This is a genomic window from Fictibacillus nanhaiensis (assembly GCF_036213205.1).
GTDB classification, from domain to species: Bacteria; Bacillota; Bacilli; order Bacillales; family Fictibacillaceae; genus Fictibacillus; species Fictibacillus nanhaiensis_E.
Genome location: NZ_JARMFC010000035.1, coordinates 1 through 26,118, shown reverse-complemented (window position 1 = coordinate 26,118; position 26,118 = coordinate 1). Strand labels below are relative to the sequence as shown.

Annotated in this window: 26 protein-coding genes; 8 read left to right on the top strand and 18 right to left on the bottom strand. The window is 40.3% G+C overall.

Translation table 11 applies throughout. From position 1 onward, the window contains the following. Positions 1-197: 197 nt before the first annotated feature. A complete protein-coding gene (locus tag P4V41_RS21065) occupies positions 198-1,064 on the bottom strand; it encodes a nucleotidyltransferase-like protein (protein ID WP_328087146.1) in 867 nt (288 codons plus the stop codon). Positions 1,065-1,182: 118 nt separating this feature from the next. Between P4V41_RS21065 and P4V41_RS21060 the strand changes: the two genes are divergently transcribed. After that, entirely contained in the window at positions 1,183-1,548 is a 366-nt protein-coding gene (locus P4V41_RS21060; RefSeq protein WP_066286256.1) for a YgzB family protein, read from the top strand. 34 nt (positions 1,549-1,582) lie between these two features. On the opposite strand, the gene perR is transcribed toward P4V41_RS21060, so the two are convergent. From perR to P4V41_RS21040, 4 genes are all read right to left on the bottom strand, one after another. Continuing rightward, positions 1,583-2,014 carry a peroxide-responsive transcriptional repressor PerR gene (perR, locus tag P4V41_RS21055; protein ID WP_137792276.1) on the bottom strand — a complete coding sequence of 144 codons (432 nt, stop codon included), beginning with the start codon at positions 2,012-2,014 and terminating at the stop codon, positions 1,583-1,585. 107 nt (positions 2,015-2,121) lie between these two features. Beyond that, entirely contained in the window at positions 2,122-2,670 is a 549-nt protein-coding gene (locus P4V41_RS21050) for a cob(I)yrinic acid a,c-diamide adenosyltransferase (RefSeq protein ID WP_328087145.1), read from the bottom strand. A gap of 1 nt (position 2,671) precedes the next feature. Then, positions 2,672-3,631, bottom strand: coding sequence for a D-2-hydroxyacid dehydrogenase (locus P4V41_RS21045; RefSeq protein ID WP_328087151.1), 960 nt, complete (start codon positions 3,629-3,631; stop codon positions 2,672-2,674). 261 nt (positions 3,632-3,892) lie between these two features. Then, positions 3,893-5,002, bottom strand: a complete 1,110-nt coding sequence (locus P4V41_RS21040) for an aminopeptidase (RefSeq protein WP_328087144.1) — start codon at positions 5,000-5,002, stop codon at positions 3,893-3,895. 146 nt (positions 5,003-5,148) lie between these two features. Between P4V41_RS21040 and P4V41_RS21035 the strand changes: the two genes are divergently transcribed. Further along, a complete protein-coding gene (locus P4V41_RS21035; RefSeq protein WP_328087143.1) occupies positions 5,149-5,328 on the top strand; it encodes an H-type small acid-soluble spore protein in 180 nt (59 codons plus the stop codon). A 43-nt stretch (positions 5,329-5,371) separates the two neighbouring features. On the opposite strand, the gene bcp is transcribed toward P4V41_RS21035, so the two are convergent. The 3 genes from bcp to P4V41_RS21020 all read right to left on the bottom strand — a co-directional run bounded on the left by bcp (position 5,372) and on the right by P4V41_RS21020 (position 6,963). After that, positions 5,372-5,842 (bottom strand): thioredoxin-dependent thiol peroxidase, encoded by a 471-nt coding sequence (bcp, locus tag P4V41_RS21030; RefSeq protein ID WP_328087142.1) that lies wholly within the window; start codon positions 5,840-5,842, stop codon positions 5,372-5,374. A 67-nt stretch (positions 5,843-5,909) separates the two neighbouring features. Then, positions 5,910-6,326 (bottom strand): potassium channel family protein, encoded by a 417-nt coding sequence (locus tag P4V41_RS21025; protein WP_328087140.1) that lies wholly within the window; start codon positions 6,324-6,326, stop codon positions 5,910-5,912. A gap of 100 nt (positions 6,327-6,426) precedes the next feature. Then, complete coding sequence (locus tag P4V41_RS21020) at positions 6,427-6,963, bottom strand: NADPH-dependent FMN reductase (protein ID WP_328087150.1); 537 nt, start codon at positions 6,961-6,963, stop codon at positions 6,427-6,429. 246 nt (positions 6,964-7,209) lie between these two features. Between P4V41_RS21020 and P4V41_RS21015 the strand changes: the two genes are divergently transcribed. From P4V41_RS21015 to P4V41_RS21005, 3 genes are read left to right on the top strand one after another with little or no spacing between them, the layout of a single operon-like run. Further along, positions 7,210-8,256: a metalloregulator ArsR/SmtB family transcription factor gene (locus tag P4V41_RS21015; protein WP_328087139.1), complete on the top strand. Its 1,047-nt coding sequence runs from the start codon at positions 7,210-7,212 to the stop codon at positions 8,254-8,256. Between the two features lie 14 nt (positions 8,257-8,270). Then, positions 8,271-9,197 (top strand): ABC transporter permease subunit, encoded by a 927-nt coding sequence (locus tag P4V41_RS21010; protein WP_328087138.1) that lies wholly within the window; start codon positions 8,271-8,273, stop codon positions 9,195-9,197. Beyond that, positions 9,187-10,110 carry an ABC transporter permease gene (locus tag P4V41_RS21005; protein WP_328087137.1) on the top strand — a complete coding sequence of 308 codons (924 nt, stop codon included), beginning with the start codon at positions 9,187-9,189 and terminating at the stop codon, positions 10,108-10,110. Before P4V41_RS21010 ends, P4V41_RS21005 begins: the two co-directional genes overlap by 11 nt. A 135-nt stretch (positions 10,111-10,245) precedes the next feature. On the opposite strand, the gene P4V41_RS21000 is transcribed toward P4V41_RS21005, so the two are convergent. The 3 genes from P4V41_RS21000 to P4V41_RS20990 are packed head-to-tail and all read right to left on the bottom strand — an operon-like array spanning position 10,246 to position 12,838. Then, complete coding sequence (locus tag P4V41_RS21000; protein ID WP_328087136.1) at positions 10,246-11,031, bottom strand: ABC transporter permease; 786 nt, start codon at positions 11,029-11,031, stop codon at positions 10,246-10,248. Positions 11,032-11,037: 6 nt separating this feature from the next. After that, complete coding sequence (locus tag P4V41_RS20995; RefSeq protein ID WP_328087135.1) at positions 11,038-11,829, bottom strand: ABC transporter permease; 792 nt, start codon at positions 11,827-11,829, stop codon at positions 11,038-11,040. Continuing rightward, entirely contained in the window at positions 11,822-12,838 is a 1,017-nt protein-coding gene (locus P4V41_RS20990) for an ABC transporter ATP-binding protein (RefSeq protein WP_328087134.1), read from the bottom strand. The genes P4V41_RS20995 and P4V41_RS20990 overlap by 8 nt, the downstream gene beginning before the upstream one ends. A gap of 412 nt (positions 12,839-13,250) precedes the next feature. Between P4V41_RS20990 and P4V41_RS20985 the strand changes: the two genes are divergently transcribed. The 3 genes from P4V41_RS20985 to P4V41_RS20975 all read left to right on the top strand — a co-directional run bounded on the left by P4V41_RS20985 (position 13,251) and on the right by P4V41_RS20975 (position 17,133). Continuing rightward, complete coding sequence (locus tag P4V41_RS20985; RefSeq protein ID WP_328087133.1) at positions 13,251-14,537, top strand: glutamate-1-semialdehyde 2,1-aminomutase; 1,287 nt, start codon at positions 13,251-13,253, stop codon at positions 14,535-14,537. A gap of 213 nt (positions 14,538-14,750) precedes the next feature. Continuing rightward, complete coding sequence (locus P4V41_RS20980) at positions 14,751-15,821, top strand: FUSC family protein (RefSeq protein ID WP_328087149.1); 1,071 nt, start codon at positions 14,751-14,753, stop codon at positions 15,819-15,821. Positions 15,822-16,158: 337 nt separating this feature from the next. Continuing rightward, positions 16,159-17,133 (top strand): nuclease-related domain-containing protein, encoded by a 975-nt coding sequence (locus P4V41_RS20975; protein WP_328087132.1) that lies wholly within the window; start codon positions 16,159-16,161, stop codon positions 17,131-17,133. Positions 17,134-17,179: 46 nt separating this feature from the next. On the opposite strand, the gene P4V41_RS20970 is transcribed toward P4V41_RS20975, so the two are convergent. The 7 genes from P4V41_RS20970 to ntdP all read right to left on the bottom strand — a co-directional run bounded on the left by P4V41_RS20970 (position 17,180) and on the right by ntdP (position 25,717). Continuing rightward, entirely contained in the window at positions 17,180-18,100 is a 921-nt protein-coding gene (locus P4V41_RS20970) for an ABC transporter permease (RefSeq protein WP_419181341.1), read from the bottom strand. An 11-nt stretch (positions 18,101-18,111) separates the two neighbouring features. Beyond that, on the bottom strand, positions 18,112-19,116 hold the full coding sequence (locus tag P4V41_RS20965) for an ABC transporter permease (RefSeq protein ID WP_328087131.1): 1,005 nt from the start codon (positions 19,114-19,116) through the stop codon (positions 18,112-18,114). Between the two features lie 381 nt (positions 19,117-19,497). Then, positions 19,498-21,099, bottom strand: coding sequence for an ABC transporter substrate-binding protein (locus P4V41_RS20960; protein WP_328087130.1), 1,602 nt, complete (start codon positions 21,097-21,099; stop codon positions 19,498-19,500). Between the two features lie 58 nt (positions 21,100-21,157). After that, positions 21,158-22,132, bottom strand: coding sequence for a dipeptide ABC transporter ATP-binding protein (locus P4V41_RS20955; RefSeq protein WP_328087129.1), 975 nt, complete (start codon positions 22,130-22,132; stop codon positions 21,158-21,160). After that, entirely contained in the window at positions 22,107-23,117 is a 1,011-nt protein-coding gene (locus P4V41_RS20950; RefSeq protein WP_328087128.1) for an ABC transporter ATP-binding protein, read from the bottom strand. The genes P4V41_RS20955 and P4V41_RS20950 overlap by 26 nt, the downstream gene beginning before the upstream one ends. 225 nt (positions 23,118-23,342) lie before the next feature. Then, entirely contained in the window at positions 23,343-25,085 is a 1,743-nt protein-coding gene (locus P4V41_RS20945) for an ABC transporter ATP-binding protein (protein WP_328087127.1), read from the bottom strand. A gap of 104 nt (positions 25,086-25,189) precedes the next feature. Further along, complete coding sequence (gene ntdP / locus P4V41_RS20940) at positions 25,190-25,717, bottom strand: nucleoside tri-diphosphate phosphatase (RefSeq protein WP_328087126.1); 528 nt, start codon at positions 25,715-25,717, stop codon at positions 25,190-25,192. Positions 25,718-26,118 lie beyond the last annotated feature (401 nt).

The window sequence follows — 26,118 nt, the reverse complement described above, 5'->3', positions numbered from 1 at the left end:
GTTCAGTTTTCAAAGAACTGCGTGTTTCGTGTGTCGCTCGTTTTGGCGACTTTATTAGGATATCATCTTAAAAACAAGATGTCAACCTGTTTTTTTATCGTGTTTCCCGTCTGCAACATTGTTTCTGTGTGTCGCAGCGACAAGAAATAATATAGCACGATATAGATAAACAGGTCAACACCTTTTTAGAAAAAAGTTTATTCTTTTATTGAGTAGTAACGATGATATAGGTTTTTGCTCTTTGTTTCCCGCTTGATTACCTTTATATGACCCTTGTCTTTTAAGTGCGTAAGAATCATAGGAAGATCGATCGCATAGTCTTGAACCTCATCATGTTCCATTAATTCATGATATGCCCATTCGTCCTTCTCTTTAATAATGCCCAACAGATGATGTGCACCTAATTTAGTTTTAGAAGAAAGTGAAAACTCTGATGCTAGTAATAGAAGTTCAATTCTCTTATCAATCGTTTCTTCTCCTGTTACAAGCTCTTCATACAACTTAAAGATTTCAGGTTGGATCATCTTCACCTGGTTCCAAACTGTAACTTCTGGATAATATCCATGTTCAATAACAGATAGACGAGCTAAATGATGAAGAGCATGCATGATGTTGTTAAATGCATCTAAATAATGGCCGGAATGGAAGAGTTCTTTTCCATCGTTATAACGGCGGAGTAGTTTTGCAAACTCAAGACCAATCTTGTGTGTTCTTTCTTCAGCCGGAAACTCGTGTAGTCGGTCTCTTAATCTTGTTATGTACTCATTGCGATTAAATAGAACTTTCCCGTTCATTACCCAATCAACTGCTCTTCTGTTCGTACCAAGCATCAACCAAGAATTAAGTAGTTGTTCTGTTACAATGTGAAGCGCAGCTGAGGTTGACTCAAACTCGTAGTGTTTGATCATCAAGGGCTGATCGGATTCTTTTACTATAATAAGAAGTATTGAATCAAAGTGATCCGTGCCAGGGCTGAATGGTTTATTTTTTTCAACAAAAAGCACGCCTAATGTGTTTTCGTTGCTTGCTCTCTCCTGATATAGCGGGCGTAAAATATCTTCCATGAAGGTCATCTCCCATTTTAACAAAATCCTGTTTGTTACTTTCAACATCAAATAAAGAAATCCTTTTTCTTTTCTTAAGAGTTCATATGTTATACTAATGAACGGAGGAGGGACAGGTATGATAAAGTATACGAGCAAAATCAATAAAATACGTACGTTCGCGTTAAGCCTTGTGTTTATAGGTATTATCATCATGTATGCAGGCCTGTTTTTCAAGACAAGTTTTGTCGTTATGTCTATTTTTATGGTGATTGGGTTTATCGCAACGATCGCCAGTGCTGGTGTTTACTTCTGGATTGGTATGATCTCTACTCAGGCTGTGCAGGTCGTCTGCCCAAACTGCGGAAAAGTAACAAAAGTACTAGGACGTGTAGATGCATGTATGTCATGTAATCAGCCGCTTACGATGGATAAAGGTCTTGAGGGCGAAGAATTTGATGAAAAGTACAACTCTAAACGCCAAATGCGCAAAGAGAATAGATAAAGCTGACTTACCGTAGTGGAAAGTCAGCTTTTTTTTAATGTTTTCTTTTGCAATCCGGGCATACTCCGTAAATTTCCATCCGGTGTCGTCCTACATCGAAGCCTGTTACAGATTCTGCTAGACTCTCAACCTCATCTAAACCTGGATAATGGAAATCCACTATCTTTCCGCATGAATCACAGATGATATGGTAGTGATCAGTCGTCACACAATCGAATCGGCTTGATGAGTCCCCATAAGTCAGTTCTTTTACAAGACCCGCTTCTTTAAATACTCTAAGATTATTGTAGACTGTTGCTACACTCATATTTGGAAACTTTCCCTCCAGCGCTTTGTAAATCTCATCAGCAGTCGGATGGGACATAGATTGGATAAGATGCTCTAAGATAGCATGACGCTGAGGTGTAATCCGTACACCTACTGATTTTAAGTTGTCGATTGCCGCATTTATCTTAGCGCTTGACATCGTCATGCACCCCATTTCTTTAAGAATTCTTACTTTATAATCGTTATAATTAGTCTACTGCTTTTCTACAGGTTTTGTCAATTGAAGTGTATGTATGCAGTATTCTATTATGAATGGTCTTCGTGTAGTACAGGCTCTTTCACTTTCATTTGTTCGTTAACGTAACGTGCAGCAACGAAGAGGAAATCAGAAAGTCTGTTAAGATAAGACAACACAAGCGGATTTACACCTTCAATTTCTACAGCAATACGTTCTGCTCGCCTCGCGATTGTTCGTGCGGTATGGAGAGCACTTGCCGACGGGGAACCTCCAGGAAGTATGAACTGCTTTAAAGGTTTCAGTCCCGTCTGCCATTGATCAATCGTCTCTTCAAGAAATGAAACATCTTCATCTTTTAATTTCCACGCTACTTCCTTACCCGCTGGTGTTGCTAGTTCGGCACCGACATGGAACAAAACGGTTTGGACCTTCTGCATAACAACCGTTGCTTTTTCTGCCCATTCTTCCCTCGGCAGCAAGCTCACGCCAAATCCGATCATGCTATTTGCTTCATCACACGTTCCATACGCATCTACGCGCACATCGTTTTTAGAAACCCGTTCACCAAAAATTAAGGATGTTGTTCCTTTATCTCCAGTCTTTGTGTATATTTTCATATTAATACCCCCGGTCATATGGAATGATATTGATCATCTCTTTACGCTTATCATTTCGATATAGAGTTAGATTATCACAAAAGATCTCAATCGCTCTTTCTTGGTATTGAGGTGAAATCCCTGAAAGGTGCGGCGTAACCGTTACGTTCTTCATATCCCATAATGGGCTTTCTTCTTTTAATGGCTCTTTTTCAAACACATCTAGAACTGCGTGACCAATCTTCTCGGCTTGCAACGCTGTGATCAGCTCTTCTTCATCTACCGTTTTCCCTCTCCCGATATTGATGAATACTGCGTTTTGTTTCATTAGAGAAAAGGCATTTTTTCCGACAAACCGATAAGTATGTGGTGTTGATGGGAGAACATTCACGATAAAATCACTTTCTCCATAAAGAGTGGAGATTCCTTCTCTATCCACGATAACATCACAGTTTTCGGCAGAATGCCCGCTTCTGTTAAATCCGATGGTTTTCATGTTAAAAGCTTTTGCGAGTCTTGCTATCTCGCATCCAATCGCTCCTGTTCCCAAAATACCAAGCGTTTTCCCAGAGATCTCAGTAATCGGAACTTTTCGATTCCAAGTATGTTGTTTTTGATTTTTTAATAATAAACTTGCTTTACGTGACACTTGCAACATCATAGAGATCGTATATTCAGCCATAGGCGTTTTGTGGATGCCTCTTGCATTCGTAATCAAAATATCTTGTTTTTCTAGAGCTTTAAACGGCATTCTATCAAGACCAGCTGAAATAACCATGATCCATTGTAGTTCTTTTGATTCAGCTACTAATTCATCAGTTAGATCTTCCCCATAAGATAATAAAATTTCAGCTTGATTAAGATACGCCTTAGCTTCTTTCATGTTCTTATAAAAATGAAATTCTTCATTCGGGAACGTGTTCTTTAATCCGTCTTTTATATCATCTCTTAATCGCGCGCTGGAAAGAATCAAAAGAAACACCTCTTTTCGAGTAATAGAAAAAGCAGGAACGTGCTCCCCGCTTTTTAAGTTGTTGCTGTTTTGTTTTGGCTGTTTCCTAATGGAATTACTTTGAGTCTGTTTGTTCTCAATATTCATTGAAAATTTGATTGGAGTGAAAGGTGTGAGACTCCTAGAAGTGCAGAGCACTAGGAGGCTCACCGCACGCCCCCCCGGAAAGCGAGCAACCTGTAACGGAAATCAACAACCCTCATAGAGCAACAAAGCTATCCCACTCACTTCTTACTTAAGGTTCTCCGGATTAAGTCCTTGAAGTTCCGGCAGAACGAACAAACCGTCTTTTCTGATCAATACATCGTCAAAGTAGATTTCTCCTCCGCCGTACTCTGGACGCTGAATCAACACCATATCCCAGTGGATGCCTGATTCGTTTCCGTTGTAAGCATCTTGATACGCTCTTCCAGGTGTAAAATGGATGCTGCCGCCAATCTTTTCATCAAATAAGATGTCCCCCATCGGATGTTGAATGAGTGGATTTACCCCGATGGCAAATTCCCCAACATAGCGAGCACCTTCATCTGTATTAAAGATCTCATTTAATTTTTCGGTATTGTCTGAAGTAGCTTCAACGATTTTTCCATCTTTGAAAGTAAGTTTTACGTTGTTAAACGTTGTACCGTGATAAGGACAAGGTGTGTTATAAGTAATGGTTCCATTCACACTGTCTTTTACTGGTGCCGTAAATACTTCTCCATCAGGAATGTTGTTTTCACCTGCACACATAACAGCTGGAATTCCTTTGATCGAGAACGTCAAATCAGTTCCCGGAGCTGTAATGCGTACTTTATCTGTTTTTTCCATTAAAGCATGAAGTGGTTTTTGTGCTTCAGCCATCGCTTTATAATCTACGTTACACACATCCAGTACAAAATCAGTGAACTTTTCTAAGCTCATTTTAGCCATTTGTGCGAGTCCTGTAGTTGGATAGTTTAATAATACCCATTGACGGTCGTTGATGATCATGTTCTGAACAGGTTTGTTGATCTCCGCTTTCATCTGGAAGATCTCACTTGGAACTTCAGAGAACTCGGCATCATTATTTTTACATTGAATAGAGATATACGCATCTATATCTTCTATGCGGGCAAGATCCCATTTTACTTGTGCCTCAGAATGCTCTTTCGTTGAGCCCATCATTAACGCACGTGAAATTTCTTCGTCTGCTAGTTGGACGTATGGAAATGCACCTAATTTGTAAGTTTCCTGAACGAGCTCTTTTACGAGTGGCTTCCCTGCAAAGAATGAAGTAATAAGTACTTTTTGACCTTTTTCTACCTTTAGTGAATGCGTCAGCAATGTTCTAGCCAACGTTGTTAAACGTTCATCTCTCATTATGTATAACCCCCGAAATTATATGTTATAAAATTCACACTATTTCATTTTATCACGCATAAACCATCATGCCTATTTATTAAGAAGAAAAAGCATAGTCTATCAGTCTCTGCTGCATACTAGTTGGCGTGGAGGTGAATGAATTCATGAACGTATCACGTGCTCAACAGATCCTTGAGTCGGAAAAAGAGATCACAGTGCTTCACAACGGAACTCCTGTCTGGCTTCAATCTGTTGATGAAAACAATCAAACCGCAAGAGCTTATACAAGAGAACAACCTGATCAAGAGATGGACATTCCTGTTACAGAACTTCAGGAGAGTTAATCCCTTAATTAAAAAAAGCCCTCCAATTCTCGAGGGCTTTTTTCTATACTAAGTTTTCTTCAATAAATTGCAGCGCTTCTTCAACATGATCCTTTACTTTTACTTTTCGATATTCTTTCGCGATGTTTCCTTCTCCATCAATAATAAATGTAGAGCGTTCGATTCCCATGTATTCTTTGCCAAAGTTCTTTTTCAGTTTCCACACATCGTAAAGCTCAGCCACTTTATGGTCCTCATCAGCTAAAAGGACGAACGGCAGACCATGCTTCTCAATGAATTTGTCATGTCGCGTTAGTGGGTCAGGACTGACCCCAAGAATAACGGTATTCTGTTTCTTAAAGTCTTCGTGACGATCTCTGAAATCACATGCTTGCGTTGTACATCCTGGTGTCATATCTTTTGGATAAAAGTAAAGAACCACATTTTTTCCTTTAAAATCTTTTAATGCTACTTCTTCTCCATTACTTGCCGGTAATTTAAAGTCTGGTGCTTTACTTCCTGTTTCTATCGTCATTGAATTTTGACCTCCTTAAAGTTTCATCTCCTTTAAGGGTAGCCTATATATGTCCATTTTCAAACAACTATTTTGCCATCTTGTTGTGGTGAACTACAGAAGATAACACGAAAGCAATAGGAAGCAAATAACCGATCAAAGCTTGAAGAGCAGCTATCCACCTTCCCGCTCCAACAGGAACGATGTCTCCATAACCTACTGACAAAATCGTCGTACTGCTGAAATAAATACATGCTTCTATAAAAGAGAAAAAGTCGCTCTGATTCAATTCTAGTTTTATGACAGGATAGCCCATTAAAGAGATTAGTGCATAAATGAGTCCAAATCCTGAAATGATTGTTCCGTACACGATGAAAAGGATCAGCAGATGACTAGCCGGCATCAAGTGCTCCCTTATTCCAGGATGTTTAAAGAGCATCCAGATACTCCGGACAATAAGAGCTGCAGTTGTTATAAGTAAGATTATCAAAACAGCTTTTTCCATTCAGTCCACCTCAATTCATCATATGAGAAGGTCGTGGGTAATAGGACAGCCTTATAAGCAAAAAAGACAGCCTATTTTCATAGACTGTCTTTCCGATTTTTTATTTTGCTTGGTTTACCGAGATTGCTTCTGTTAACTCTTTTAACTGAAGTGATAATTCGCGTACACGCGTTTGAGCTAGTTCATCCACTAGCACATTGCCTTCATCAAAGTTCACTGGATCTGCAACAAATTGATCAGGCAGCACTAAGCTGTATACACCGCGGAGCACGGTGCGGAGATTAGTCAAAGCGTTCATTCCGCCCTTTCCGCCTCCTGCAGCAACAGCAATTGCTGACGGTTTGTTCTTAAAATGCTTTCCTCCTAAGAAATCGAGTGCATTTTTTAGCGCTCCGCTTATTCCACTATGATACTCTGGGCTCGTTACAAAAAATCCATCCGCTTGTTCAGCATACTCAGCTAATTTTTTTACCGCCTCATTCTGAGCTGTCGTAGCATCTCCTGTAAATAGAGGTAATTTATCAAGCCCTACATCAAAATACAACACTTCAACATTCATCTGTTTTAACGTTTCAGCAGCGAACTGCGCTATTCCTCTAGTTCTTGATTCTGCTGTCGGACTTCCTGCAATAACCATGATTTTCAAATGTAATTCCTCATTTCTGCTATGCAATGTAATTATGTTCATATCTTACAAGATAAAGAATGCTTATTTATAACAATAAGGCTTGAAGTATAAAAAATCAGGACTTAAGTCCAAAAAAAGCATTGACTTATTCCCTATTAGAATGTAAATTATTTGTAATTTTGGAATTAATAAAAACTAATTCGATATTCAGCTAATCAAAATATAAATTATTCACAAAGAAAGGACGATGTGTAAATGACACTTGTTTCAGTTGACTTTTCCCCTTTTAACGAAATGATAATGAGCCTCCACGTTATTCAAAATCCTGCTCATCACCCATATCGACTTGCATGGGCTGAAAAAGCAAAAATTAAATTACCGCAAGATCTTTTGCATTTAATCAAAGAATGGGGACCGCATTTTTATGACTGGATGTATTTTGTTAACATTCGAAACGAATTACAATTTAATGAATCTACCGTTGAAGAGGCTATTGAACGTTTAGCTCTCATACCAGACTTAACGTTTTCGTATCTCATGCTAGGTGAGAAATATGGAAGCGACTCTTTGCTAAAGTGGAAAAACAGTCCTGCATCAGCACCTCTTCACTCGATTGAACGAGACATTCTTTTACATGCTGCTCCCTGGAAAAGGAAGATTTGTGATTTCTTTTATGAATACAACCGTTACTTGTTTGCAGAAGAGCTTTTCAGAATTACGCCTTGGATTGCAAGAGCATCTGACAATTTCAAGAAAGAACTGAGTGACTCGAAAATTGAAAGTTTAAACAGCATACATCCAGATGTAACCGTAACTTCTGATTCTATAAAAATTAAGAAGAATGATGTTTACACGTTTTCGTTTGAAGAGTTTCCGAGACTCGTTATTCAGCCATCTACATTCGCTACGCCACACGTCATGCTTTGCTGCAACCAAGACCGTGTTAGCATCGCCCTCCATGTTGCTGTTCCAGACTCAGAAAAAAACCATGAACCACCTGAGGATTTGATGACATTATTAAAGGCACTTAGTGAACCAACAAGACTTAAAATTCTGCAAGACTTGCTTCACCATCCTTACAGTACGAAACAACTCGCCTATAAATACAATCTCACTGAAGCTACCGTATCAAATCATTTAAAGCAGTTGCTTTTATGCGGTTTAGCTGAAACACAAAGAAAAGGCTATTACGTTTTTTACACCGGTAAGCGAGAAAGACTGGAATCACTTCGAACAGATGTCGCTCAATTTATACAGCAGCCTATTTTGGACGAATATATTTTCACGGCTGACTTAACGTGAAAGGAAGACGATTCATGAGAAAGTTATTATTCTTTGTTCAGCCTTATTTACTGCTCTCAATAGGTGTTGTTTTACTCTCTGCAACTCCTTCACTATTTGCTGAGGAGAACACTTTGAGATTCAGCATGTTTCGTTACGGACAGACTGTGATTGAAACAATTGTCCAACTAACCAAACCACACTCGTTAACTCTTTACACACAAACACAAACACTCGCCTTTCCTAAAATGCCCGAGAATCGCTCAGTAGTGTTTCTGGATCAGATCACTGAAAGACCTTTATTTCCAGAGGTTTGGGGCATTGTCACCTACACGACAGGACTCATCTTAGCTAGTTTTACTATCGCTGTCATTATAGCTTTAGTATTTGGGTGGGTGACAGAACTCCTTCCTTCCATCTTTAAAAGAGCACTTTTAAAATGCTGCAGCCTTCTAGAATCCATGCCAGATTTGTTCTTTGTTTTTTGCATACAGCTATTCGTTGTTTGGCTGTATAAACAGACCGGATGGCTAGCCGCAAATCCTTTTACATCCAGCAAAGAACCTGCTCTTTTGATTCCGCTTATAACACTCAGTATTGTACCTGGTATTTATATGTATAGAATTCATCTGTTACTTTCAGAGACAGAGATGGATAAGGATTATATCACCTTTGCTCGTTCAAAAGGGATCAGTAAATCCGCTATTATTTTAAAACACCTTTTAAGTAACATCCTCTCTGAACTCAGTGTGCACTTTCCCATCATCATCCTTCTTTTATTCAGCCAGATGGTCGTATTGGAATACCTATTTAGAATGAACGGTGTTATTAAAATTCTATTAAGTGTACAGCCTTATGAAACAAAGGCTATGCTTTTACTGCTCGTTGTCATTCCATTATTTGCTGCCGTTAAAGGTGTACAAAAAGCGATAATCAAGAGGAGGTATATTCATGCTGAGTAAAACCCCTCTTTTCTTTACAGGTCTTTTCTTGCTGCTTTTCATTTTAATAGTAAGTATTGTCATTCCGATAGCCCTTTCTGAACCTGAAATAAACCCATTTCGATACTCTGATGCCTTAAAGAAGTTGGAGATTCCGCCTTATAGTCCTTCTAAAGGGAATTGGCTTGGTACAGATCGTAATGGAAAGGATTTATTTTATATCTTAGTTGACGGTGCTAAATATACGATTCTTTTTGCCTGTATCATAACGTTAGCAAGAATCTTTGTTTCTGTTATTTTGGGATTGATTTTTAAACGCTTGTTTAATAGCAGCTGGTTCAGCGGTCTGATCCAAAGCTTTCAATACGTTCCACAATCCCTTATTGTACTGCTGACTTTGTCTCCTTTTCTTTTTTACGAAGTAAGAAATGATTCTGTATTCTCAACTTTAGAAACATTATTTCTTCAGTTGCTTGTTCTTATTGCAGTTGGTGTTCTGCCGCTTGGGAAAATAATCGCTGAAACGGCTGAACAGTTATCGAGAACAGAATATGTTAATTGTTCCAAACTCATGGGTGCTTCCTACTTTCAAATAACAGCAAAACACATTCTCCCCCACTTATGGCCGCGACTGTTTGTAATAGGCGGCCGCCAATTTGCACAAGTTCTTACGTTGATGCTTCACTTAGCAATCTATCACCTTTTTATTGGGGGTGTGCAAATCACATCGGGTCAGGAGCATGACCAATTCAACCATTTTGCGACGATTTCTAACGAGTGGACCGGTTTAATCTCCACATATCATAAGGAACTAATGCTAGAGCCATTTATAGTCATGGTACCTGTAACAGCTTTCGCCCTTCTAGTCCTTTGCATTAACCTGATGACGAAAGATCTTGAACATCATTTTAGTAAACGATCTTTGTTTAAATGAACGAGCTGTATTCGTTTTCCTTGTTGCTTTTTGAGAGTATTTCCTTTTCGGGTTACTCGCTTCCGCAAAAAAAAATCTAGTATCAATAGATGAAACAACAAAAACCGCTCTCCTTCTGAAGGAGAACGGTTTTCTTTAGTTACCAGCACCTCTATACTTTGTCACTCCAACGTTCCATAACGTTACAGCGATCAAGAAAAATACGAGTCCTACTACTGGTGTTAAGAAGGCATACGTATACCACTCTTCACGTTCTAAGAAATAGGAAGATGGATATACACCGACAAATGCAAACGGAAGGATCCACGTTAACACATACTTGATCACTTTGTTATAAATATCAACCGGATATCTTCCATAGTTTCCGATGTTGTACATCATCGGCATAATATCTGTTCGGGAATCTGACCAGAATCCAATTGTTGCAAGCGCAATAAAGATACCTGCATAGACGAGTGCTCCACCTATTACTAAAAGGATGAAGATAAACGGATCGTACCAACTGATCTCAAGCCCAAGTTTATCACCTGCATAGAACATAACAACTAATCCTGTCACTACACCGAATAGTGATTCTAACTCCATTCTTTCGAGTACAATTTGAAAAAGACTATGGACGGGTCTTGTTAAGATACGATCCATCTCGCCTTTTACAATATATCTGTCTGTAAAATCCCAGATATTAAAGAAAGAAGCAAAGATCGAGAATGGAACTAAGAAGAATCCGTAAATAAAGATCATCTCATCCTTACTCCATCCGGCAAGTAGATTTGTATGGCCGAATACGACCAGGATAAAAACTAAATTTACCGCTTGAAATAATAGATCTGAAAAGATTTCAACTATCATATCCGCACGATACGTAAGCCTTGTTTTTAAATATTGTCCAACGTACTGAAAAAAGATTGAAATATACTCCATCTGCTATTAACCCCCTTGAACCACAAGCTGACGCTTCGCTAAAATCCATAGCCCATAAACTGGAATGACCAGGAGCAGCGACCATATTGCTTGGTTAAGAAGAGCTTCATAGATTTGTGAGCCTTTAAACCCTTCTGTAAAAATCATACTTGGGATATAGCTGATCCCTTGAAACGGTAAATAGCTCATCACGTTCTGTGCCCACATCGGATAGAAACTGAGCGGTAAGATAAGTCCTGAAAATAGATCGATCACGACACGTTTTGCACGAATCAAACCATCATTATTAAATAAGAAGAAAGTAGCGATTCCAGCTAATAGATTGATCTGAGTGTTTATGATAAAACTAAACGTAATCGATAGGAAGAATAACAACCATGTACTTGCATTAGTAGAGAGTTCTATAGGAAACACCAGCGCTACGATGATCATTCCTGGAACAGAGAAGAATAAAAGCCTAAAGATTCCTTCGCCTAAGCCCTGCATCATCTTCATATTTAAATAAGGATAAGGACGAACCATCTCAACAGCCACTTTTCCTTCTTTAATCTCCATCGCAATCTCTCGGTCGATGTTGTTAAAATAAAAGGCTCGCGCCATCCACGCAACAGCTATATACGTTGTCATCTGTGTGATAGAAAGGCCTTGTATGTTTTCTTTTCCTCCATAGATGGCACTCCATAGAAAGTAATAAGCTCCAATGTTAATGCTGTAAATGAGTATTCCGCTGTAATAGTTCGTTCGGTATGCGAGCATCATTAGAAAACGGATGCGAATCATCTCGATATACTTACCCATGACGAACAGCACCTTCAACATAAATATTTCGGATGATCTCTTCAGTTGAGATCTCAAGAATCTTCAAATCAGCAATTTTTTTAGCCGCTGTAACTTTTCCGATGACACCTGAAATCACCGTCTCGTCGGCTTCAACAGAGGCAACCCACACTAGATCACTCTCGCCTTTTTCCCAAACCACGAGATGTTCTTGCGTAAGATGCTGCAACTCTTCCAATGTTGCTTCTTCACTAAACTGGAACTGAATCTGCTTTCCTTCTGCCCAGTTTTCACGAAGCTCTTTGAGTGGTCCATCATAGATGATTTTTCCTTCATCAAGCATAACAACTCGTTCACAAAGCGCTTCAATATCAGAAAGGTCATGCGTTGTTAAAAGAATCGTCGTACCATATTTCTCATTGATTCTCTTAAGAAATTCACGAATTTTTAGTTTTACGAGTACATCAAGTCCGATAGTAGGCTCGTCCAGAAATAGCAGCGGCGGATTATGAATAAGTGCTGCAGCCAGTTCACAGCGCATGCGTTGTCCAAGTGAAAGTTTGCGGACAGGCTTGTCAAGTAACGGACCGATATCTAGCGTCTCGATCACATCTTTCATATGCTCTTCGTACTGTTGATCTGGAACATTGTAGATCTTCTTTAGTAATCTAAAAGACTCCTGAACAGCAATATCCCACCATAACTGCGATCTTTGACCAAAGACGACGCCGATCGTTTTTACAAACTTCTCCCGCTCTTTATGCGGATTCATACCGTTAACGACAATTTTTCCGTCAGTCGGCGTGAGAATCCCTGTCAGCATTTTAATGGAAGTCGACTTACCTGCACCGTTCTCCCCGATATAACCGACCATCTCTCCTTTTTTTATTGTAAAAGAGATGTCATCCACTGCTGTCTTAATCGTATAGTTTCGTGTAAAAAGATCACGAAACGCCCCCTTCAGACCTGATCGGCTGGAGAAGGATTTAAATTCTTTTTTTAAACCTTGTACATCTATAATGTTCTGCATAAGAATGCCTCCGTAATTTATAGGTATTAGACTCTTTTTAAAAGATTGCTGCTTGACGTTTGTAGCATCTTTCTTCAATGACAAGTTGATTGTAGCGCAAGGTGCGAGACTCTCAGCTAGGACAGGCGGGCAGTGAGACACTTAAGAGTGAAACGTACGAATGTGGCTCACCGCCTGCCCCGCGGAAAGCGAGCATCCTGGAGCGGAAATCAATCACTTTCAAGAGCAACCATTTTTCCAATTTCATGCAAGAGAAACTCAAGGCACTCGAATAGTTTACTCCAATCACATTCATAAACTCAAATAGTTGAGACTATCTTGTCATAGTTTCCCATCACTGTTCCTCGCGCTTATTCATGCTACAATATGTATTGAACTTAACTGACGTATCGTTTACAGGAGGTATTTATAGATGAAACACACGAAATCTGAAGCACTCTATGATGAAGCACTTCTACATATTGTTGGCGGTGTAAACAGTCCGTCCCGTTCTTTTAAAGCAGTTGGCGGAGGTGCACCTGTATTTATGGAACGTGCACAAGGCGCATATTTTTGGGATGAAGACGGCAATCGTTACATCGATTATCTAGCTGCTTATGGTCCTATTATTACCGGACATGCTCATCCTCATATCACTAAGGCGATTGTGAAAGCCGCAGAAAACGGTGTTCTCTATGGAACACCTACTTCCCTTGAAGTAAAATTCGCGAAGATGTTAAAAGAAGCTATGCCTGCCATGGATAAAGTTCGTTTTGTAAACTCAGGAACAGAAGCTGTTATGACAACGATTCGCGTTGCTCGTGCTTACACAGGACGCGATAAAATCATCAAGTTCGCCGGCTGCTATCACGGTCATTCCGATTTAGTCTTAGTTGCAGCTGGATCTGGTCCTTCGACATTAGGTACCCCTGACTCAGCTGGTGTGCCAAAATCTATCGCACAAGAAGTAATTACCGTTCCATTTAATGATGTTGATGCTTATCGTGCGGCGATGGATAAATGGGGAGATCAAATCGCTGCTGTTTTAGTAGAGCCGATCGTAGGAAACTTTGGGATCGTTGAACCGAAGGAAGGCTTTTTACAAGCTGTTAACGACATTACTCATGAGCATGGTGCACTTGTAATCTATGATGAAGTAATTACCGCTTTCCGTTTCATGTATGGAGGCGCACAAGATCTTCTTGGTGTTAAACCAGACATGACAGCGCTCGGAAAGATTATCGGCGGCGGACTGCCGATCGGCGCATACGGCGGTAAACAAGAGATCATGGAAAAAGTAGCACCACTCGGACCAGCGTACCAAGCAGGAACGATGGCAGGAAACCCAGCGTCAATCTCAGCGGGTATTGCTTGTTTAGAAGTTTTAAAGCAAGAAGGTGTTTACGAGGAAATGGACCGCTTGAGTGGGATTCTTGAAAAAGGATTACTGGAACAAGCTGAGAAACATGGTGTTTCCGTAACAATTAACCGTTTGAAAGGTGCTTTGACTCTTTATTTTTCAGATGAAAAGATCGAGAACTATGTCCAAGCAGAAGCAACAGACGGTGAAATCTTCGGAAGATATTTCAAACACATGCTTCATGAAGGAATCAATCTCGCTCCATCTAAATATGAAGCGATGTTCTTAACAACTGCACACACCGAGGAAGACGTTCACGCTACAATCGAAGCAGCTGGAAGAGCATTCAGCTCACTATAAGTTTTTTAGATAAATGAAAGAATCCGTCATCGCACGGATTCTTTTTTTGATTTAAGGGAAAACCTGTAATAGAGCTTATTTGTTTCTCATAAGGTATATAGGTCTGCTACTTTTCACAATTTGTTAACAGATATTTACTTGATTAAAAGGGTGAAACAGTTTATAGTGTTTGAGATTATTAACATTTTTTATGAGAAAGGAATTATCGCAGTTATGAAACTAGGAGCCCGAATGATTAAGACGGGTTTAGCCATTTCTTTATCAATCTATTTAGCGATGTTGTTTCAATTGGATCAACCAGCCTTTGCAGCGATTGCCGCTACATTTGCGATCCAGCCATCCATCTATAGATCATATCAAACTATTTTAGAACAAGTTCAAGGTAACTTGGTAGGTGCCATTTTTGCTATTATTTTTGTAATTTTATTAGGCAATAACCCATTTGTTATCGGATTCGTTGTCGTACTTGTCATCGCAGCGAACTTAAAGATGAAAATCGAGAAAACGATTCCGTTATCCATCGTTACCGTAATCGTTATCATGGAGAGCCATACAGAGAACTTTATCGGTTTTGCGATCGACCGTTTCTTATTGATCATGCTCGGCGTATTATCAGCGTTCTTAGTTAACCTGGTATTCATGCCGCCTAAATACGAAACGAAATTGTATTATAAAATATCAGATCACACGGACGAAATCATAAAATGGATCCGCATGATCACCCGTCATGCTACTGAACATAGTGCCATGAAAGAAGATCTGACTCACTTAAAAGAAAACCGCTTTAAAATGGATCAATATTACTTATTGTATAAAGAAGAACGTACGTATTTTAGGAGCAATAAGTATACAAAAACACGCAAACTGGTTCTTTACCGACAGATGATACAAACGACAAACAAATCACTAGAACTGTTGAAGAGCCTTCACCGTCACGAAAACGAAATGAACAACATGCCTGAACCTCTTCAAGAACTGATTCAATTAAAACTCGATGGCTTGACCAACTTCCACGAACAGATGCTGTTGAAGTATACAGACAAGATCCGTGCACAGCATACCCTTGATATGGATGAGGCCATCAACAAAAAAGCACTCATGAAATGCATCATGAGCTATTACAAAAATCCAGAGAACGAAGATTGGATCGAACTGTTCCCCGTTTTCGCTCTGATCATAGATTACGCAGACCAATTGGAACACTTAAACACGCTGGTAGAAAGCTTTAAGAACTATCACCAGGAAGACAGTGAAGTGCAGTTGGATCAGCGGTTAGAAGACTAATATGTGTATTGGAAGCCAACCCTTTTTTGAGGGTTGGTTTTTTTGTTTGTGTGCGGGTAGCGAATTGTTGTGTACACCAGTCTATAGCGGTCATTACTCGGTACGCCTCTGTCGAAACATGTCTAGGATTGTAGACTCGTGGATAAATCCCGAAAACTTTAGGATTCAAGGATAAAACTCGTGGATTAAACACTGTTTCTTGTGGATTCATATGCGAAATTTGTGGATTGAACTGGTTTTCAATGCGATATTAGGTATCTTCCCCTTTGAACCAAACGTAAGAATGCGGCAAAATGGAGTTCCATGATCCTAACTAAAATTGTAGGAGGCGCTCTATTTGAAAAAAGAAAGAAAAGCACCTATTTTTATTACCAAATTATCTAAATTGGTCAAAAGAATTCCACCCAATCATTTTAAGAAACAAGAATTTCAAGATTTGTTGCGGAATCATTCATCCGGCTTTAAAGGCGAGCAGTCACTCGAATACTTTTATCGTTATCTGCCTAAGGATATTCTTTACTTACATGGTCTTCGAATATTAGATGGTGAATATTTTTTTCAAATGGACACCCTTCTTATTACCCCCAGTTTCATTACAATCCTCGAGATCAAATACATGGCTGGCCATCTTTTTTTTGAAGATCAATTTTTCCAGTTCATTCGAACGTATGCCGGAAAAGAAGAGGCATTCACAAATCCGATTGATCAAGTTTCTCGCCAAAAAATTCATCTTACTAGAGTATTAAAACAACATAAGCTTAATTTATTACCTATTGAAACACTGGTCGTTATGACACATCCTGCTGCAATTATTGAAGCCGCACCAGGTTATCAAGAAGCTAATGAAACAGTAATTAAGAGTTCGAGTTTACAACTAAAGTATGAAAGTCTGTTCCGTAAATATCCAAATTCGGTTATAACTCAAAAACAAGTAAAAAAACTAGCAAGACTTCTCCTGAAATTAAGCTCATCGTACGATCCAGATATTTGTGAGCTTTTCCAAGTAAATAAGAATGAGCTCTCAAAAGGGGTATTTTGTCCAACTTGTCCACACTCCATCATGAACTACAATTGGGGAAAATGGCATTGTTCTACTTGTAATACTTCTTCAAAAACTGCGCACATTGAAGCTCTTCAAGATTACGCACTATTAATATCAAATCATATTTCAAACTATGAGTTTGCATGGTATTTAAATTTACAATCTAGCAGCCAAGCCTACCACCTTCATCGTTCATTAAATCTACCCTCAACTGGAACAAATCGAACAAGACTATACAACCTAACCCCTCTCCTAGAAAAAAACACATAAAAAAGAAGCTTGGCCAAAGCCAAGCCTCCTCATATACAACTAATCTCTAACTCTTCATTCGTGGATCTAGTGCATCACGGAGTCCGTCACCCATCAGGTTGAATCCAAGTACTGTGAGCATGATCGCTAAGCCTGGGAACAATACGGTCCATGGCGCTTGAATGATAAAGTCTTTTGAATCCGCGAGCATCTTACCCCACTCAGGCGTTGGTGGCTGTGCACCCATTCCTAAGAAACCAAGAGCAGCTGCTTCAATGATCGCCGTTGCAATCGCAAGCGTTCCTTGAACGATAATTGGAGCAAGACTGTTCGGCAGAATATGATGGATTAAGATTCTGAAGTCGCTCATTCCAATCGCTCGGGCTGCTGTAATGTATTCCTCTTCTTTTACACTAAGCACTCTGGAGCGGAGCAATCGACCAAAAGTCGGAATGTTGATAATCGCAATCGCGATCAACGCGTTTTTTAGTGAAGGTCCAAGTACAGATACAACCGCGATGGCAAGTAAGATACTTGGAAACGCGAGCAAAATATCAAATATACGGGATATGATGCTATCTACCCATCTTCCGTAATACCCTGCTATAATGCCAAGCAAGGAACCCACGATAACGGAGCCAGCTACCGAGAAAAATCCTACCCAAAGCGAGATTCGGGCACCATGGATAACTCGGCTTAAGATATCACGGCCGAATTCATCCGTTCCAAACCAATGTTCAGCAGATGGTGCGATATGTTTATCTTTTAGCTCAACTTCACTATAGCTGTAAGGCGCAATCAAGTCTGCAAATATTGCAACCAAGATGAACAACGAGACAATCGATAAGCCGACAAGAGCAATTTTATTCTTTTTGAAGCTTCTCCAAGCATCTTTCCAAGGAGAGATTACTTTGTCTTCCACAGGTTCAACAGGCATATGCTGTGGCTGCGGAACTACGGGAGGTGTTGATCTTGTTAGTTCTGACATTCTAATCCCTCCTACTTGAATTTTATTCTCGGGTCAATTGCTGCATACAGCAAATCAACGAGTAGATTGATTAATACGAAAATCGTTGCGACTACTAAAATACCAGATTGAATAACCGGATAATCACGATACGAGATCGCATCATAAATGTATGTACCGATGCCTGGCCATCCGAAAATCGTCTCAGTCAGAATGGCCCCACCCAAAAGCAGACCAGTCTGAAGACCGATAACTGTTACTACTGGAATTAACGCATTTTTCAATGAATGCTTGTATACGACCCAGAACATTTTCATCCCTTTTGCGCGAGCCGTTCGGATGTAGTCTGAGCGCATTACTTCAAGCATGCTTGATCGCGTCATACGAGCAATGATCGCCATTGGGATAGTACCTAGAGCAACCCCAGGCAAAATTAGATGTTTAATTACCTCAGCAAATTGATCCATTCGTCCTTGAATCAGAGTGTCGATTAAATACAAATGCGTGATCGGATCAACCGGTACTCGAATGTTGTCACGACCCGTAGTCGGTAAAAGATCAAAGTGGATTGAGAAAACATATTGCTCCATTAGCCCAAGCCAGAAGATCGGCATAGAAACACCAACTAGCGCAAGAACCATAGCTGTATAATCAAACCAAGAGTTTTGGAACCATGCAGAAATGATACCTGCATTTACTCCGATTACGATCGCTATAACCATAGCTACTAATGCAAGCTCAATAGTAGCCGCTAAATATGGCCACACCTCTTCTGCGATCGGCACGTTTGTTTTTAATGAAACACCAAGGTCTCCTGTAAAAAGACCCGTTAAGTAATCAATAAATTGCGTATACCACGGCTGATCTAACCCAAGTCGCTGAGTTAATGCAGCAACAGCTTCCTTTGTGGCCTGCTGCCCTAAAATTAATTGTGCTGGATTACCCGGGATAGCGCGAATCATCATAAACACGATAAATGTCATCCCTAAGAGTACGGGAACGAGCGTTGCTAACCGTCTGATCGTATAGGCAAACATAGGGGTCACCTCTTTCTTAAGAAGAATTACAAGTATGTTAGGTTTAAGGTTTTAAAAAAGATTCTTTTTTAAAAGATTGTTGTTTTTGGCTCACTTTACTTCACTGACAAGTTGATTGGAGTGGAAGGTGCGTGCCTACCACATGAGAAACTTCTCGCAAGGCATGCGACGAGGAATCTCACTGCGATAGTATAACTTGTAGACGCAGGAGCAAGAATACTTCCTTGAAGCGGGACAGGTGAGACTCTTAACAGCGCATTGCGCTAAGAGGCTCACCGCACGCCCCCCCGGAAAGCGAGCATCCTGAAACGGAAATCAACCACTTCCAATTTTCCAAAAAAAGAGGAGCAGGCTATTTTAGGCCATACTCCCCGCCATACATTATTCGAAAGATACGTCCGCGAAAGATTGAGAACCTGTAGGATGTGGAACGAATCCTTTAATCTTGCTTGCTCCAGCTAGTTGAGGCTTAGAGTGAACAAGTGGTACCCATGGAGCATCTTCATGGATGATTACTTGTGCTTGTTTGTAAAGCTCTTCACGCTTTGCTTCGTCAGCCGTTGTTTGAGCTTCAACTAAAAGCTTATGAACGTCTTCGTTCGCATAACGAGAGTAGTTGTTAGAATCGATCGTGTCTTTGTCAAGAAGCGTATAAAGGAAGTTATCCGCATCTCCATTGTCACCCGTCCAACCTAACATGAACATTGGTGCTTCACCTTTTTGAACTTTCTCAAGGTAAGTACCCCACTCAAATGTTACGATGTTCGCTTTAATATTCACTTTTGCAAGTTTCGCTTGAATCGCTTCAGCTACTTTTTGACCGTTAGGCATGTATGGACGTGCTACAGGCATTGCCCAAAGATCCATTTCGAATCCTTTTTCCATACCTGCTTTAGCTAAAAGTTCTTTAGCTTTTGCTTCGTCATACTCACGATCTTGAATCTCATCGTTGTATCCAGCGATTGAAGGAGGCATTGGGTTTTTAGCCGGCTCAGCTGTCCCTTCATAGAAGTTGTCGATGATCGCTTGCTTGTCGATCAAATGGCTGATCGCCTGACGTACTTCTTTTTTATCAAATGGTGCTTTTTCAACGTTAAAGCCAAGGTAACCAACGTTCATTGAAGGACGTTCGAACAGTTGAAGCTTGCCATTGTCTGAAACTTTTTTCATATCAGATGGATTAAGAGCATCCATTAAGTCGATTTCGCCTTTCGTTAATGCGTTCAGACGAGAAGAGTTGTCTTTGATTACTTTAAACGTTACGCCATCAAGTTTCGGCATATCTTTTACCCAATAGTCAGCATTCTTCTCAAGAACAATTGTATCGTTTGGTTTCCAGCTCTTGAATTTAAAAGGACCTGTACCAACTGGCTCTTTGCTTAGCTTGTCACCGTCTAATGACTTAGGACTCGCGATTGCGAACGGGCTCATAGCTACGTTCTTTAAGAATGGAGCTTGAGGCTTGTTCAAGGTAATAACTACTTTGTTCTCACCATCAGCTTTTACATCTTTAATGACGTGACCTTCGTCACCTTCAAATCCACCAAACATAGATCCGTAGTATGCGAATTTCTCGCCGTCTTTACTTTGTGCCCAACGGTCGAAGTTCTTAACTACTGCATCAGCGTTGAACTTCTCACCATCGTGGAACTTAACACCTTCTTCAAGTGTGAACGTGTACGTTAAGCCATCTTCTGAGATATCCCATTCTTTTGCAAGACCTGGAACGATATCTGTGTTATCTTTTCCATAGTTTACAAGTGGCTCATAAATTTGTTCTGTAACGATAAATGATTCACCGTCAGTAACAACAGCTGGATCAAGTGCAACAGAGTCTCCGCCACGTCCGTAGATCATGACATTGTTCGGATCGACTTTTTCGTCGTCTCCTCCACTGCTGCTATCCCCGCCTGATGAACACCCTGCCAACGCAAGAGATAAAGCAAGCATTAAAGCAAATAAGGTTAATAAACTTTTTTTCATCTTCTTTCCCCCAGTTCTCATTTTAGTTATGCCTTTGTTTATATGTACGTGTCTGCCGTTATTCGTAAAGGTGGCAGGCAGCGTAGTGGCCTTCAGCAACTTCTTTTAAAACAGGCTTTACGGTTCCGCAATGACCCATCGCTGCAGGGCAACGTGTATGGAACGGACAACCAGCTGGTGGATTCGATGGACTCGGCACGTCTCCTTGCAGGATGACCCGGTCCTTTCGATGCTCCACATCTGGTATTGGAACAGCTGATAAAAGAGCTTGTGTATATGGATGTTTTGGATCATCATAAAGCTTTTCACTGTCTGCAAGCTCTACGATATGACCCAAATACATAACTCCCACTCGGTCACTGATATGGCGAACTACACCAAGATCATGCGCGATAAACAAATACGTAAGGTCGAACTCTTTTTGAAGATCTTGTAAAAGGTTCAATACTTGAGATTGAATGGAAACATCCAGTGCAGATACCGGCTCGTCCGCGATAATGAGCTTCGGATTCACGGCAAGTGCTCTTGCTATTCCGATACGCTGTCTTTGTCCTCCTGAAAATTGGTGAGGATATCGCTTTGCGTGCCAGCTTGAGAGTCCTACAACTTCAAGCAGTTCTTTTACTCGTCTTTTTCGTTCCGCTTTATCTTTTACACCATGAACGATTAATGGTTCTTCTAAAATTTTCTCAACCGTATGGCGCGGGTTAAGGGAAGCAAAAGGATCTTGAAACACCATCTGCATCTCGCGGCGTTTCTTCCTCATCTCACTGGAGGATAATTTCGTTATATCCTCGCCTTCAAAGTAGATCTTTCCTTCAGTGGGTTCTAAAAGTCTCAGGAGCATGCGACCTGTCGTGGACTTACCGCAACCGCTCTCTCCTACGAGACCGAGCGTCTCTCCTTTTTTTATGTAAAAAGAGATTCCGTCTACTGCCTTTACTTCGCCAACGGTCTTGCTCAATAATCCGCCTTTAATCGGAAAGTGCATCTTTAAATTTTCAACTTTAACTAATGGCTGTGTCTGACTCATGCAGATTCACTCCTTTCCCGTCCTCGTAAAGCCAGCATCTGACTTGATGACTGCCTTCTTGAGTTTTAAGATGAGGAGTTTCAGTTATACACCTTGTTCCTGCATGCTCACAACGCGGTGCGAACGAACAACCCGTGGTGATCGAACCGGGTTTCGGCACGTTTCCTGGTATAGAGTATAGTCGGCCAACCTTCTCCCTCATGTCTGGTACGGATTTGATTAACCCAACCGTATAAGGGTGCTTCGGATTTTGGAAGATGGTTTTCACTTCACCTTCTTCAACCACTTTTCCAGCGTACATTACAACGACGCGCTCACACATCTCAGCAACTACACCAAGATCATGGGTAATCATCATGATTGCGGTATCTGTTTCTTTGTTTAGTCGTTTCATCAAGTCTAGAATCTGTGCTTGAATCGTAACATCCAGCGCGGTAGTAGGCTCGTCCGCTATCAGAAGTTTAGGGTCACAGATCATGGCCATGGCGATCATGACACGCTGACGCATACCTCCTGATAATTGATGAGGATATTCTTTTACAAGCTCTTCTGCTCGTGGAAGTCCCACTAGCTTAAGCATCTCAATAGCTTTTCCCATCGCTTCTTTTTTGGACCATTTTCTATGTATGCGCAGTGATTCGATAAGCTGTTCACCAATCGTGATAACTGGGTTCAAGCTCGTCATTGGCTCCTGAAAAATCATTCCGATTTCATTGCCTCTAATTTGCCGCATCCTTTTTTCTGGTGCTGAAGCAAGATTTTCACCTTTAAAGAGAATCTCTCCTTCAATTTTCCCAGGTGGTGTAGGTACTAGTCCCATTACGGATAGTGACGTCACACTTTTACCGCAGCCCGATTCTCCTACGATCCCTAGAACTTCACCAGGATTAACGTGGAAGTCAACACCGTCCACAGCAGGGATTGCGCCATCGTCTGTAAGGAAAGAAGTTCTTAAGTTCTTCACTTCTAGAACGGGATTTCCCATGAGATCTCACTCCTTTCTCTAAGCTGCCAAATTTCCTAGAATATTACTTCTCTGTTGAGAATTATGACACTACTCTGACAATTTGACAATATTTAATTTTCAAAATATTCGACAAACACGTCTAATGTTGTAGTTCTTTCGTACGGTTTTCATGTGCCTTTGAACCTATAATCTCAATTAAAAGCTATAAAAAAAGACCAGCATCTCTGCTAGTCCCGTCTAAAATTAATTCAGTTGTTGTACCATGAATAGGTCATAATAGGCGCCTTGTTTTTCCATCAATTTCTTATGATTACCGATCTCTACTATCCTGCCGTGATCGATCACAATAATTCGATCAGCATGAGTAATGGTGGAAAGTCGGTGGGCCACTATGAACGTTGTTCGATCTTTTGCTAGCTTTTCCAAAGCTTCTTGAATTAAATGTTCACTCTCAAGATCCAAAGCAGAAGTTGCTTCATCTAGAATAAGGAGCGGTGGATTTTTTAAAAAGACACGAGATATAGCCACTCGCTGCTTCTGACCGCCAGATAGTTTAACTCCACGTTCTCCGATCTTTGTGTCATAACCATCCGGAAGGCTCATTATGAACTCATGTGCATTAGCCGCTTTTGCAGCTGCAATCATCTCTTCATCTGAAGCCTCTGGGTTACCCATAAGAATATTCGCACGAACGGATTCACTAAAAAGAATATTATCTTGAAGAACCATACCGATATTATCTCTTAATGACCGAACTTGAAAATCTCGGATATCTGTTCCATCCAGCTTGATGCTTCCTTCTGACACATCATAAAAGCGTGGAATCAAGCTAATCAAGGAAGATTTACCGCCGCCACTCATCCCAACTAGAGCAATCGTTTCACCCGCTTCGACAGATAAGGAAACATTATGTAGCACATCTGCTTCTTCTTTGTTGTAAGTGAAAGAAACATTTTCAAAATCAAGCTTTCCTTTTACCGATGTTAAGGATTTGGCATGAGGGGAATCTTCAATATCATAAGACTCATCCAAAAACTCAAACATCCGGTCCATTGACGCGATCGATTGTGTGAGCGTTGTAGATGAATTTACAAGTCGTCTGAGCGGATTGTATAGTCTATCCATATACGCTACAAAAGCGACTAGCGCTCCAATTGTAATGTTCCCTTGAATGCCTTGATACGCTGCAAACCCAATAACAAGAAGCGGCGCAATATCTGTTACAGTATTTACGACCGAGAATGTCTTTGCGTTCCATTTTGTGTGATCCATTGCACGGTCTAAGAAGTTGCGGTTTCGTTTATCGAACTGAACCTGCTCGTGATCTTCAAGTGCAAAACTCCGGATCACTGACATTCCTTGAACGCGTTCATGAAGGTGTCCCTGCACTTCAGCCAGAGCCTGCGAACGATCTTTCGTTAGTTGACGAAGCCGGGCATAGAAAAACTTTACCGAAAACCCGTAAACCGGAAGCATGGATAAGGCTACGATTGTTAGCCAGAAATCCATAGAGAACATGATGGCCGCTGCAATGATTATCGTCGCCATATCTAGCCACACATTCATAAGACCTGTAATGACAAACGTTTTTGTTTGCTCAACATCATGAATGACTCTTGAAATAATTTCGCCGGATTTGTTATTCGAATAAAAACGCAGACTCAAGCGTTGGATATGATCAAACATCTTATCACGAATGTCATATAAAACCTTTGTCCCTACCCATTGTGCATAATATTGCCTCCAGTACTCAATCGGTGGACGGAGTACTACAAATATGAGTGCAGCTCCCGCCATGAGCCAGTAAAGTTTGTTTAATTTTTCATCTACAGGCAATGAGACTTGAATGATATCATCCACTACATATTTTAAAATCAGAGGTGTTAACAAAGGTATACCAAACTTAGCGAGACCAATTATAATCGTCCAGAAGATTTGCCACTTGTATGGTTTTACGAAAATCAAATAACGTTTTATACTATCCATTTCATTCACCATTCTTTCTTTCATAAAAGAAAACTTGGCAAAGTGCCAAGTTAACCAAAGATAAAAAAAGGATAACCTGTTGACTCTTCAACAGGTTTTCCTTTTTATCGGAATTCTAAATATCTTTCGTACCATTGTTCCACAAATCCAGGTTCAAACGGTCCCTTTTTTTGTGTGACCATCAAGACTAATTCTTGAAGGTTCTTCTTAATAATCGTATCGAGCTGACTCGGATACCTCATCATTCTTTTATGCAGCTCATATTCATCTTCATCCAATAAGATATAAGTGCCATCTGGAAATACTTTTATATCAAGATCATAATCGATATACTTCAATGCTTCCTTGTCCCACATGAATGGTGAGCCCAGGTTGCAGTAGTAATAAATCCCGTCTTCTCGTATCATTCCGATCACGTTAAACCATTGCTTCGCGTTAAAATAGCAAATGGCCGGTTCCCTCGTGCGCCATTGACGCCCGTCAGATTCAGTAACAAGAATCCGGTCGTTACCGCAAATCACCTGACTAGGAGTCCCTTTTAAAATAACAGTATCTTCCCAATTTCTATGAAGATAGCCGTTATGCTTATAGCTTTGGATATTGATTATACTTCCGGTTGCAGGAAAACTCATCTCTCTCTCCTTTCTGCCCGAGTTCCGGAAGCTAATGTTACCTATTGAATTGTTAATTCTCCTTCCTACTTAACCAATTGTCGGTAATTCACCAGCTCCATTAATAAACCTCGTTCTTCATTTTTTTCGATGTTTTTATTCCCGATCATTACTTTCTTTCTTAACACACGCTTTTTTTCTCTTCTTTATTATATCGTTTTAAGAATAGTTTGGAAATGTACTTGTCCCTGTTTTTTTCATAAAAGCGCCTTTTTTCAAATAATTCCACTCGTCACTAGTATTCCCATCGGTCATGTTTAGAAAACGTATGTAATTCATGTGAATATCAGATAAAAAATGAAGAGGAACCAAAAAATGCTCCCTAGTGATTAGGGAGCATTCCAGCTTGTAGACAAAGTACC

Excerpts from the sequence above, each read along its gene's own strand:
- P4V41_RS21005 (WP_328087137.1), top strand. The coding sequence starts at position 9,187 with ATGCTGAGTAAAACCCCTCTTTTCTTTACAGGTCTTTTCTTGCTGCTT.
- P4V41_RS20980 (WP_328087149.1), top strand. The coding sequence starts at position 14,751 with ATGAAACTAGGAGCCCGAATGATTAAGACGGGTTTAGCCATTTCTTTA.
- P4V41_RS20960 (WP_328087130.1), bottom strand. The coding sequence starts at position 21,099 with ATGAAAAAAAGTTTATTAACCTTATTTGCTTTAATGCTTGCTTTATCT.
- P4V41_RS21035 (WP_328087143.1), top strand. The coding sequence starts at position 5,149 with ATGAACGTATCACGTGCTCAACAGATCCTTGAGTCGGAAAAAGAGATC.
- P4V41_RS21040 (WP_328087144.1), bottom strand. The coding sequence starts at position 5,002 with ATGAGAGATGAACGTTTAACAACGTTGGCTAGAACATTGCTGACGCAT.
- P4V41_RS21010 (WP_328087138.1), top strand. The coding sequence starts at position 8,271 with ATGAGAAAGTTATTATTCTTTGTTCAGCCTTATTTACTGCTCTCAATA.
- bcp (WP_328087142.1), bottom strand. The coding sequence starts at position 5,842 with ATGACGATAGAAACAGGAAGTAAAGCACCAGACTTTAAATTACCGGCA.
- ntdP (WP_328087126.1), bottom strand. The coding sequence starts at position 25,717 with ATGAGTTTTCCTGCAACCGGAAGTATAATCAATATCCAAAGCTATAAG.
- P4V41_RS20995 (WP_328087135.1), bottom strand. The coding sequence starts at position 11,829 with ATGGGTAAGTATATCGAGATGATTCGCATCCGTTTTCTAATGATGCTC.
- P4V41_RS21000 (WP_328087136.1), bottom strand. The coding sequence starts at position 11,031 with ATGGAGTATATTTCAATCTTTTTTCAGTACGTTGGACAATATTTAAAA.
- P4V41_RS20965 (WP_328087131.1), bottom strand. The coding sequence starts at position 19,116 with ATGTTTGCCTATACGATCAGACGGTTAGCAACGCTCGTTCCCGTACTC.
- P4V41_RS21050 (WP_328087145.1), bottom strand. The coding sequence starts at position 2,670 with ATGAAAATATACACAAAGACTGGAGATAAAGGAACAACATCCTTAATT.
- P4V41_RS20990 (WP_328087134.1), bottom strand. The coding sequence starts at position 12,838 with ATGCAGAACATTATAGATGTACAAGGTTTAAAAAAAGAATTTAAATCC.
- P4V41_RS20950 (WP_328087128.1), bottom strand. The coding sequence starts at position 23,117 with ATGGGAAATCCCGTTCTAGAAGTGAAGAACTTAAGAACTTCTTTCCTT.
- P4V41_RS20985 (WP_328087133.1), top strand. The coding sequence starts at position 13,251 with ATGAAACACACGAAATCTGAAGCACTCTATGATGAAGCACTTCTACAT.
- P4V41_RS20970 (WP_419181341.1), bottom strand. The coding sequence starts at position 18,100 with ATGTCAGAACTAACAAGATCAACACCTCCCGTAGTTCCGCAGCCACAG.
- P4V41_RS21020 (WP_328087150.1), bottom strand. The coding sequence starts at position 6,963 with ATGGTTATTGCAGGAAGTCCGACAGCAGAATCAAGAACTAGAGGAATA.
- P4V41_RS21065 (WP_328087146.1), bottom strand. The coding sequence starts at position 1,064 with ATGGAAGATATTTTACGCCCGCTATATCAGGAGAGAGCAAGCAACGAA.
- P4V41_RS21060 (WP_066286256.1), top strand. The coding sequence starts at position 1,183 with ATGATAAAGTATACGAGCAAAATCAATAAAATACGTACGTTCGCGTTA.
- perR (WP_137792276.1), bottom strand. The coding sequence starts at position 2,014 with ATGTCAAGCGCTAAGATAAATGCGGCAATCGACAACTTAAAATCAGTA.
- P4V41_RS21025 (WP_328087140.1), bottom strand. The coding sequence starts at position 6,326 with ATGGAAAAAGCTGTTTTGATAATCTTACTTATAACAACTGCAGCTCTT.
- P4V41_RS20955 (WP_328087129.1), bottom strand. The coding sequence starts at position 22,132 with ATGAGTCAGACACAGCCATTAGTTAAAGTTGAAAATTTAAAGATGCAC.
- P4V41_RS21015 (WP_328087139.1), top strand. The coding sequence starts at position 7,210 with ATGACACTTGTTTCAGTTGACTTTTCCCCTTTTAACGAAATGATAATG.
- P4V41_RS20945 (WP_328087127.1), bottom strand. The coding sequence starts at position 25,085 with ATGGATAGTATAAAACGTTATTTGATTTTCGTAAAACCATACAAGTGG.